Raw genomic sequence first — 10648 nt, forward strand, 5'->3', positions numbered from 1 at the left:
CAATGTTTACCTAGCCTCAAATGGCCTCACACGAACAGTCAATATATTTTGCATAACAACAATATAATGACCTTTTTAAAATTCTCAGTAAAAATAAAAGCCTCAGATTAATACCTGAGGCTCATATTTTGAAATAATTATTTAGTTCTTAATGACCTGAATGACCATCAGCACCGTGAGCGTGACCATGAGCCAACTCATCTTGTGTAGCTTCACGAACACTCAAAATAGTTCCGGCAAACATTAAATTTTTACCAGCCATTGGGTGGTTCAAATCTACCGCTACAGTTTCTTCGTGAACGGCAGTAACACCAGCTCTGAATTGGTTACCGTTGTTATCTTGCAAAGGAATTACATCACCAACATTTGGCACTTCGCCACCTGCTTCTGTAAACATTGCTTTAGGTAAATCTGCAAAAGCACCTGGATCTTGTTCTCCGTAACCATCTACTGCAGATAATTCAAAGCTGTACTCATCGCCAGTTTTTAAGCCAGTTAAGTGCTCTTCGAACTTTGGCAACATCATGCCTACGCCATATAAAAATACTAAAGGATTTTGTTCGTCGGCTTTTTCTACAAAAACTTGTTGTCCTTCTTCGTTAGTAGTATGTAATTCGTAAGTTAACGACACTACTGAGTTTGGTGAAATATTCATTTAAATTGTTTTATTGTATGTACTTTAATGCTTGCTTATCTTTAAAATAGCCACGAGCATAATTATTTTGCAAATAGTTATAAAGACCCGCAGCGGTGTTTTTAATATTGCGTTGGCAAAGATATAGTAATTATTAAGCTAACAAAAATTACGCTTATTTGTTCAAAGAGAATACAAATAAAAGACATGAGCAGGAATCGAAGCTTAAAATCTATATCCTAAGCCTGCCGATAAAACCTGGTTTCTATCGGTAATGTAATCAGCACCTGAACCCCTGATGTTCAGTAAACCTAAACCATAACCCACATTAAAAGTTAAATGTTTAGAGAATTCTAGTCCGGTTACAAAATCCAATCCGAAATCAGTTCGTTTAAAATCTCTTACGAAATTTATATCCATATTATATTTTTGTCCTTCTGCACTTTTTAATTTTGTATGCCCATCAAAGGCAACAGCCACGTATGGGCCGGCGCCTAACAATAATTTATGTATGCCAAATGGCAATTTGTAAAGGAAGTTTACCGGAACCTCAACATAAAAGGTTTTGATTTTGGTTTTATTTCCGAAAAACTCATTCTGACCACCTTTACCAACAACCATTGCCCCGGTTTGTAAATACATTACTTTAGACAATGAAAAATCTATCGTTCCGCCAACGTAAAATGAAGTTGACATACCATAATCTACAGCATTAGGTACATCTTGTAAATCCATAGATTGACTGCTAGAAATGGAAGGAAAAGTAACTCCTGCTTTAACGGTTGGAACAATCTGGCTTTTTGCAGCACAAAACGTAAGCAATGCAAAAGCCGTTGCCATATAATGTTTTTTCATAAGATGTTAATTTAAATAGATGTTTACAATTTAATCCATTTGAGTTAAAATCCTATGAAGATTAGGTAAATAAATACCCTTCTATTTTAAATGTTCCAATGCTTCCTCAACAGTTTTCACCGGCAATTGACAAACCTTATTTCTGCACACATAAATTTTGGTCTCATTACTTTGCTTGCCTTTAAGCAAAGGTAAATTACTTTCAGTACCTCCAAGGATAATTTTGTTTGGAATATAGTGATTACTTAACTCCAATTTAACTACATCGCTTTCTAAACCTGTAATGGCAATTTCATTGATGCCATAAACTTCATTTAATAGTAAAATAGCCCAGTTTGAATAAGCCGAACCATAAGATTTTATTTTCGGATGCACCGCAGCAAGCATTGCTGATGCCTTTTCAGTATAATTTTCTGCATCAAACAACAAGCCTATTTTTTTTAAATTCAGAACCATTGTAGAATTTGCCGCAGGAATTACATTATCCATCACTTCGTGTTTACGAGCAATTAAACTTTCGCTTGCTGCCGAGGTGTAAAACAACATCGGTGAATCTGCATCGGTAAAATTTGCCAAAACGTAATCGGTTAATTGTTTGGCTTCGTTAAGCCATTGCTCATCAAAATCGTATTCGTACAATGCAATTAAAGCCTCAATTAAAAAGGCGTAATCATCTAAAAACGCGGTTATTGATGCCTTGCCATTCTTATAATTTCGGTACAAACCACCAATTTCTGATTTAATATTATTTAAGATAAATCGGGCTGCCGTTGATGCTTTCTGATAATACAAATCGTGATTTAAAATCTGCGCAGCATCTACCAAAGCTTTAATCATCATCGCATTCCATGCGGTTAGGCATTTATCATCTAAACCTGGGCGAACACGGTTGCTTCTCGCTGCCATCAATTTTGCTTTTGCTTCGGTAACCTTATCGTATAATTCTGTTAAGGTAATACCGAATTTTGCAATTACATCATCATCGCTTAAGGTTTTACGTAAAACATTGGTTTGCTCCTCTTCCCAGTTTCCATCTTCGGTAATATTATAATACGCAGCAATTAAATCGGCATCTTCACCTAAAATAGCATCAAATTCAGCTTTACCCCAAACATAAAACTTACCTTCAACACCTTCGCTATCGGCATCTAAAGCAGAATAAAATAAACCTTCAGGCGAAGTCATTTCATTAAAAACCCACTCAATAGTTTCAGTTGCGATTTGTTTAAACAAATCAAATTTAGTGCATTGAAAAGCCTCAACATATAAACTCACCAGTTGCGCATTATCGTAAAGCATTTTTTCGAAGTGCGGCACATGCCATTTATCATCAACCGAATAACGGGCAAAACCGCCACCAATCTGGTCGTAAATGCCACCTCTGCTCATTTCCTCAAGAGTATGACAAACCGCTGTAAAAACGGATTCATCATCTTTTAAGAAACCATATCGCAATAAGAATACCCAGTTATTAGGTAAAGGAAATTTTGGAGCACGATTATAACCACCGTAACCAATGTCGAAATGGCGTTTCCAGGGCTCAATAATTTCAGTTAGATGGGATTCGTTATAATCCTCCCGATTAATCGAGGGCATTATTTTCTCGCTATCGCGGATGCCAGAAGTTAAGCGCTCAGCATATTGAATGGCTTTATCCGGCTCATTTGCCCATAAACCAGCCACATTATCCAGAATGTTAATCCAATCATTTTTTCTGAAATATGTTCCGCCATAAATTGGGCGTTGGTCTGGCAAACAAATACAATTTAAAGGCCAGCCACCGCTACCCGTCATTAATTGAATGGCATACATATAAATCTGGTCGATATCAGGGCGTTCCTCCCTGTCCACTTTGATGCAGATAAAATGCTGATTCATCACCTCGGCAACCTCATGGTTTTCAAAACTTTCTCGCTCCATTACATGGCACCAATGACAGGCAGAATAACCAATACTCACCAATATCAATTTATTTTCTGCCTTAGCCCTCTCCAACGCCTCATTCCCCCACTCATACCAATATACAGGGTTATAAGCGTGTTGCAATAGATATGGCGATGAGGCGTTGATTAAATTGTTGGGCGATGAATTAACGTTAGACATGGATTTTCCGAGGTTTTAATTGATGATGTAAAGCTATTAATTATCTACAAAGCTGTTCGTTTTTAGTTTTGTTTTTATAATTTAGTTAGAAATCTATTGCATTTTGGAAATATCAAATAACGACTTATTTAGTGCCATTAAAGAGATTATAACTCAATCTCGGTTAAAGGTATTTCGTGCTGCAAATTCTGCATTATTAGAATCTTATTGGCAAATCGGAAAGCTAATTATTGAAGATGAACAGAAAGGAAAATTAAGAGCAGATTATGGAAAATCTACGCTAGGAAACCTTTCTCAGCAACTTACCAATGAATTTGGAAAGGGTTTTGATGAAAGTAATCTCAGAAACATCAGGACTTTTTACAAATCATTTCCAATTCGTGACGCATTGCGTCACGAATTGAGTTGGACTCACTATCGCCTGCTTTCGAGGTTAGATACAATACAAAAACGTACATATTATTTATCCGAATCTATTGCATCTAACTGGAATAGCCGGGAATTGCAAAGGCAAATCAATTCATTGGCTTTTGAAAGGGTTATTTCGAACAATACGAAGCAAGACACTAAACAGGAAATAGAGGATTTCTTGAAAGACCCTTACATTTTTGAGTTTTTAGGATTAAATCCAAACGAAAAAAGTTCAGAGCGAGCATTGGAAAGTTCTATAATAGACCATATTCAAAAATTTTTATTGGAATTTGGAAAAGGTTTCGCCTTTGTAGCCAGACAGCAACATATTGTAACCGATACTTCTGATTTCTATATTGATTTGGTTTTTTACAACTACCTACTGAAATGTTTTGTAATTATAGACCTTAAAACTGGCCCCTTAAATCATCAGGATATCGGTCAGATTGATATGTATGTTAGAATGTACGATGATTTGAAAAAAAGTGATGATGACAACCCAACCATAGGCCTATTACTTTGTTCAGAAAAGGATGAAACCATTGTTAAATATTCAATACTAAACGATAAAAATAAATTATTCGCAAGCAAATATTTACTCTATTTACCAAAAGAAGAAGAATTAAAAACATTAATAGAGACTGATAGACAACGTTTTGAGCTAGAAAACCTATAACCATGAAAATCACACATACCGAAATATATCGTTTTAGCATTCCGATGGAACCTTTCGTAATCGCGACGGGAACCATGCACTTTGCTCAAAACGTGTTAATTAGAATCTACACCGATAGCGGCATTCATGGCATTGGCGAATGTTCGGCCTTCCCGATGATTGTTGGCGAAACGCAGGAAACCTGTATTGCAATGGCCAAAGATTTTGCAGCCATTTTAAAGAGCAAAAATCCGCTGGAAATTCCCGAGCGGATGAACGATTTATTAGCCTATGCCGACCATAATAGCACCATTAAAAGTGCATTTGATATGGCTTTGTTCGATATTTCGGCTAAAGATGCAGGTTTACCCCTTTACAAATTTTTGGGTGGTACTAAGAGAACTATCGAAACCGATATGACCATTGGGATTGATACGCCAGAAGGCATGGCGAAAACCGCTCTAAAATACCAAAGTTTAGGCTGCCGAATTATTAAAATTAAACTCGGTAAAAAGGTGCAGGATGATATTGAGCGGGTAAAGCACATTCGTGAGGCGGTGGGTCATGAAATGACCTTACGATTGGATGCAAACCAAGGCTGGACGTTTGATGAAGCCTTATTTGCCTTGGGCGAACTGGAGAAATACAATATCGAATTTTGTGAACAACCGATGCGCACATGGTATGATGATAAATTACCGGAACTGAATGTAAATTCGCCAATAAAATTAATGGCCGACGAGAGTTGTTACAATTACCATGATGCCAGAAAGTTAATCAACAGTCAATCTACAACTCATCTAAACATCAAATTTTCTAAATCAGGTGGGATTTTAGGCGCTCAAAAAATACATGAAGAAGCCATACAGAAAGGCGTTAAATGTATGATTGGAAGTATGCTCGAAAGTAGAATTGCCTTGAGTGCGAATTTGCACTTTGCTCTGGCCAGTCCGAATGTGGAGTTTTTTGATTTAGACACCGCTCTGCTCGGTCATTTAGTCGACCCTGTTCTAGATGGCTTAACCTACAACGGATACTTTTTAGATGTACCCGAAACCCCAGGTATTGGTGCTGAAGCCGATGAATTTTTCTTGGAGAAATGCGAGAGTTGGGTGGTGTAGTTCATTAGTCATTGGTTCATTAGGGAATTGGTTTGGGTATAGTGTATAAAGAACTACTAAATATTTAATAGGCAAACAACATCAGACTATCTTATACAATTTCTGCCAGTGCAAACTGAGAATGTCGGGATAATTACGCCTAAGGTGCCGAAATGCCGCAAACGACATTATACTTTTGCTATAGACATCCTGCTATCTGGCCTAGGAAGTGTTGGAAGAATAGGCCGTTGAAAATTTTGCAGAAACTTTAATATAACGAATTACCAAAACAGCGGTCAGTCCAATTTTTCATTGGACCTAACCCGCTGTTGCCATCAAATTTTCCACTAGCCTATTCAACAACAGTTCCACCTGTCCCGAGCATTCGGGAAGCCTTGATGTTATGCCTCATTGTATATTTTTTAATGGTAGTCATGAGCTCGCAGAAATGCTCGGTTTGGTTACCTTTTTATCAAGAAAAAGGTAAGAGCCCGGCGGCGGTGAGCCGAGGCAAGACCGTGAAATAGTAAAATAATTGAATCCTCAAACAATTATTGTTTTACAAACCTCGCAATGACGAATTATAAAAAGAAACCAAATCAACCAAAACCCTACCTCACTACCATTTCCGCTAACGCTGTACTATCCCCATTAAAAGCATTAAAATCCACTACATGACCAATCCCACTAATCTTTGCTTTATCAGAATGTTGCCAAAACCTCCAGCGGCTCTTGTCTAAGCGAAGCTTCGGTTGATAGTAATGCGCAATCCAAAGCGGATATTCATCAAATTTTTCAATTAAATAATCTTCGTAAAACTTCAAACCCGTGTAAATAATCGGTCTGACTTTCGTTTTCATTTCTACATAATTCAGGAAATCAGCAAGCTCAGCCCTCATTTTTAATGGAGAAACGCCATCTAAACTTTCTACATCGACAACTGGCGGTAAATCTCCTTTTTCTATTTTCACTACTTGAAGAAAGAATTTTGCCTGCGCCTTACCATTACGCTTCGGACGAAAAAAGTGATATGCTCCACAAAGTATGCCCACTTTTGGTGCTTCACGCCAGTTTCTTTGGAAATAGGGGTCCACTAATAACAGACCTTCCGTAGCCTTGATAAAAGCAAAGCGGATGTTCACTTCATCTTCTTTCATTACCTTAACCTTTGCCCAATCTATTTTGCCCTGATAATAAGAAACATCAATACCATGAATGGAATATTTCTTAGGTATTTTAATATTAAAACTTTCATAAGTGCGGTAGTTTGGATCTTCGCCAATGTCTTTAATCCACCGCCACGATGAAACAAAAGCACTCACCACATAACCATAGTAAAATGGCGACAATAAAATCAATAGCAAACCAGCAATCGCCACTTTCCATTGCGTAGGAAAGGGTTTGGTTTTCTTTTTGCGGCTTACAGGCTTTCGGATTGAGGTTTTCCTAACAATTGGTTTTCTTTTCTCTGGCGGCATATTTTATTTGATACCGCTAAGTTGAGGAAAATTGCGTGGAAATGGAAAAGAGGAATAGGCAGACAACTCTAGTTTTATATGTGTTTGACAATAAGTTTGAATGGTTTTGAGATTGGTGGAAATTTCTTTTCTTGCAGAAGTGATTGTAGTGCCATATTAAATCAAGAATGGTGGCGAACCGTTGTTATAAATTTGATTTTTCACCATATTATTATCTCCAAACTTTATATTTATTTACAATTTCTTCTTGTCTATCCTTTTCTCCTCTCGCCAACGACTTTAATATCAAGAAGCGCTCTCTGTCAAATGTTGGTGAGTCTGTTAATAAGTGTGTATTAAATACATCATGGTATATATTCTTAAGAATTTCTGAACAGATGTCTAAAAGGATTTTTATTTCTTTGAACGAAATGTCAATTTCATTATTATAACTTATCATTGGGTTATCTGTATGAGCATACAATTTACTACGGAGAGTCAATATGTTATCAATAATATGTTTGTTATCAGATAAAAGGTTTTTCCATTTTCCTACATGCTCCGCAGAAATTTTTAATTTCTTAAAATGTCCGGAAGACGAAAGTGAGTTGATAAAATTCTCTAATTGAAATTTGTCATTATCCGAACGGCTGTAAAGTTTCGAAACCTCAACTATTACAGTCCGAAACATCAAATGCATAATTGTTGAGAGATTGCTTGTATGTGGAGATTTAGTTAATAAGTCTAATTCCTCAATAGTGTCAGGATTATGAAAATATTCAGTATACAGATAGGCTTCCTGTGCAAAAATATATACATGTAAAATTTTTTCTAATTTAACTCCTAGTTCTGCTTTTAAATTTTTCATAGGCTAAAGGTAGTCCTCAAAATGTTGCTAATCGTTTTGTGTATTGTCGAAGGCTGGGATTTTTAGTATAAAAGTTTAATTGAAGAATCAATATAGAACCTTGCATAAATGTCAAATCAAAGACGTTCAGGCCTGCTTATGACAATACATTATTACCGGTAGTTATTCTTCATCATCAGTTTCATGGTAGTCGCTATAATTAACTTCTTCGTCATATTTCATACTTGGATATTTGTTGTCAAATTTGGAGTGTAAGACTATATGCAACCTTTTAAATAGAAAATCTAAAATTTCCTTTTCGTTTTCAATGTCAATAGACATGCTTACAATATGCTCCTTTTCTTCGGTGCTTTTTTGTTTATCCACGCATAAAAATGAAATGTAAAAACTGTCCGTCCCATAAATTGAAATGCCAATAACCTTAAATCTTGTTTCGTCTATTTTGAAATATTTGCCGAAACTTTCAAGGTCATCACCATATTTTGAGCCTAAAAAGTCTGAAATATCTGCTGCGGCTGTGCCGAAAAAGTCATTATACTGAACGTCTGCTTTCATGATTGTTATTTTTTAAAGTCAAATTCTCTTTTTAAAGTTGCTAATATGTCTCCAAAAACTTCTTTAATGTTTCCCTTTGAAAACCTGATTTGCTGTATTCCAAATAAGTTTGAAAATTCCTCCGTCTCGTCTTCAAGTAACACTATTGCTCTACTAAAACCTAAGCGTCCTTGAAACAAGCCGATTTCATGAATTATATTCGGTCTTGCTTTTAACTTGCCTTCTTTATCCTCATCTTCACCTGTCATAACTAAGATTGCAAAGGAGCTTTTATTTGCCATTTCGTCCAAGACGTCTCTAATTGTATGTCCAGCTCTTGCATCTGTTTCATATGCTTCAATTTTATAATCATGTTTGTCTGTCATGTGGTCTTTCAAATCTCTCCAAAGGGAACTTCGTCCGTGTCCAATAAAAATTACTGGAGTTTTTATTTGTTTGTCGTTAGGAACAATGGATTGAGAGTGATTTTCTTCAAATAATTCAAATACATTTTCTATTTCACCTCTGGTTTTTGCTTCTACTATTAGCGTAGTGTCAGCGTTTTTTGTGTAGTTTATTGTTATGCTAATATTGGTATCAAATTTTCTAATTGTCGAACTGTCATGTGGCTTTCTATATTCAGCAAAAAACTCTCTTTCATCGTCAAGTGTCAATGTTTCATTTTCACGTCTAAGTCTATATGAACTTTTACCAACTTGCTCCTTAATATTTTCATTCAAGGAACGTTTAATCACGTCTGCTGAAAAGTATGTGTCCTTATATGATTTTGATTTTTCCATTTTGTCTTGTCGTTGAGTATGGTGGTCTTTATATAATTACCGCTAATTTATCTTTATACTAATTTCCTTCTTAAAATATCACCAAATTACGGTTTCCTGTAAACCTCATTATTTCCCATGTTGCCAGCAAAAGCCATTACCATTCGCACTTCGTTTACACCTTGCTCCTTTTTTGGTGAGCGCCTTACATTGCCCAACATAAACACTGCTGCTTGTTGAGTTTTACTGCTGCTAAAAGTATTAATTGTTGTTGATTTTGGTCTGCTGCAAACGCCGCAAGTGCCACCAGCGTTGCAATGCTTACAACCCGAGCAATTAGAACAAGCCGTACAATTGCTTTTGCCGTAGCAAGTGGCTACAGGCGTAGGATAAGAATGTTTTTTTTTGGGTGGCGCATTAAAAAACAGCAAGCCAGCCATCAAGAGAAAGAGAAGCGTTTTCAAAATGATTAAGAGCGTTGAGGGTTGATTTAAATATTGGTTAAATCGAATGTACACTTAATTTATTCATTTACAAACACTAAGCAGAAATTACTTGGTTATCGATTAAAGAATCTATTTAGAATAAAATAACACCCCACCCTACGGGCACCCCTCTAAAAGAGGGGAACTAAGAAAAGCCACGCTTGATAAAAAATCAGCTCGTTACCTGTACCGGGCATTCGGGAATGACGAGTTATCAGGTTTAGAAGCTACTCACCCAATGAACAACTGAACTATTGAACGAATGTAGCGCTTCGCTATCTGCGCCATGCTATATGGCTTAGGAGATTTTCGCAGAATTCAGCATTGAAATTTGTGCACCAATTTACAGAGCCTGATGAGCAAGAGGATATGCAGTCTGAAAGGGATTGTGTATTGGGCAGACCTCATATCATCGCTAATAAAATTTCGATAGCTCAATTCAAGAAATGGTCCACGCCTTGATTGTTTGCTTCTTTGTTATCAAGAACAAAGAAGATGCCCTTCGGCGACGAGCCGAGGCAAGACCCTGAATTAGGGAAATAATTAAACCTCTAATAATTATGGTATGCAATGAAGAGTATTGAAGTGACGAACCATAAAGAATCCTTAACAAATCACAAATACATTCATTATATTTGTGTACATCAAAGGCTTATTCTAGCTGTCGATTCCTGAAAATGCTATACACTAAAATCAGTGTATGGAAATAAAAGAAACAGAGTTTATCTATTCCGCCCGGAGTAGTAAACAGCAGAAGTTTGACAAAC

General features: G+C 36.5%; 10 protein-coding genes. 2 read left to right on the plus strand and 8 right to left on the minus strand.

What is annotated here, in order from left to right:
- Positions 1-148 precede the first annotated feature (148 nt).
- The 3 genes from QWY86_RS09360 to QWY86_RS09370 form a co-directional block, all read right to left on the minus strand.
- On the minus strand, positions 149-655 hold the full coding sequence (locus tag QWY86_RS09360; RefSeq protein WP_290241235.1) for an FKBP-type peptidyl-prolyl cis-trans isomerase: 507 nt from the start codon (positions 653-655) through the stop codon (positions 149-151).
- Positions 656-859: 204 nt separating this feature from the next.
- Positions 860-1489 (minus strand): porin family protein, encoded by a 630-nt coding sequence (locus QWY86_RS09365; RefSeq protein WP_290241237.1) that lies wholly within the window; start codon positions 1487-1489, stop codon positions 860-862.
- Positions 1490-1570: 81 nt separating this feature from the next.
- Complete coding sequence (locus QWY86_RS09370) at positions 1571-3592, minus strand: thioredoxin domain-containing protein (protein ID WP_290241239.1); 2022 nt, start codon at positions 3590-3592, stop codon at positions 1571-1573.
- A gap of 103 nt (positions 3593-3695) precedes the next feature.
- Between QWY86_RS09370 and QWY86_RS09375 the strand changes: the two genes are divergently transcribed.
- Entirely contained in the window at positions 3696-4679 is a 984-nt protein-coding gene (locus QWY86_RS09375) for a PDDEXK nuclease domain-containing protein (RefSeq protein ID WP_290241242.1), read from the plus strand.
- Positions 4680-4681: 2 nt separating this feature from the next.
- Complete coding sequence (locus QWY86_RS09380) at positions 4682-5779, plus strand: mandelate racemase/muconate lactonizing enzyme family protein (RefSeq protein WP_290241245.1); 1098 nt, start codon at positions 4682-4684, stop codon at positions 5777-5779.
- A 590-nt stretch (positions 5780-6369) separates the two neighbouring features.
- Here the strand turns inward: QWY86_RS09380 and QWY86_RS09385 are convergent.
- The 5 genes from QWY86_RS09385 to QWY86_RS20195 form a co-directional block, all read right to left on the minus strand.
- On the minus strand, positions 6370-7236 hold the full coding sequence (locus QWY86_RS09385; RefSeq protein ID WP_290241247.1) for a glycoside hydrolase family 25 protein: 867 nt from the start codon (positions 7234-7236) through the stop codon (positions 6370-6372).
- A 211-nt stretch (positions 7237-7447) separates the two neighbouring features.
- The gene (locus QWY86_RS09390) at positions 7448-8083 is read right to left on the minus strand and encodes an AbiU2 domain-containing protein (RefSeq protein ID WP_290241249.1); all 636 of its coding nucleotides are present in this window, start codon (positions 8081-8083) and stop codon (positions 7448-7450) included.
- A 162-nt stretch (positions 8084-8245) separates the two neighbouring features.
- Positions 8246-8638, minus strand: coding sequence for a hypothetical protein (locus QWY86_RS09395; RefSeq protein WP_290241251.1), 393 nt, complete (start codon positions 8636-8638; stop codon positions 8246-8248).
- Between the two features lie 5 nt (positions 8639-8643).
- A complete protein-coding gene (locus QWY86_RS09400) occupies positions 8644-9417 on the minus strand; it encodes a TIR domain-containing protein (RefSeq protein WP_290241253.1) in 774 nt (257 codons plus the stop codon).
- A gap of 86 nt (positions 9418-9503) precedes the next feature.
- Entirely contained in the window at positions 9504-9860 is a 357-nt protein-coding gene (locus QWY86_RS20195) for a hypothetical protein (protein ID WP_290241255.1), read from the minus strand.
- Between the last annotated feature and the right edge of the window lie 788 nt (positions 9861-10648).

This window comes from Pedobacter aquatilis, assembly GCF_030409415.1.
GTDB lineage: Bacteria > Bacteroidota > Bacteroidia > Sphingobacteriales > Sphingobacteriaceae > Pedobacter > Pedobacter aquatilis.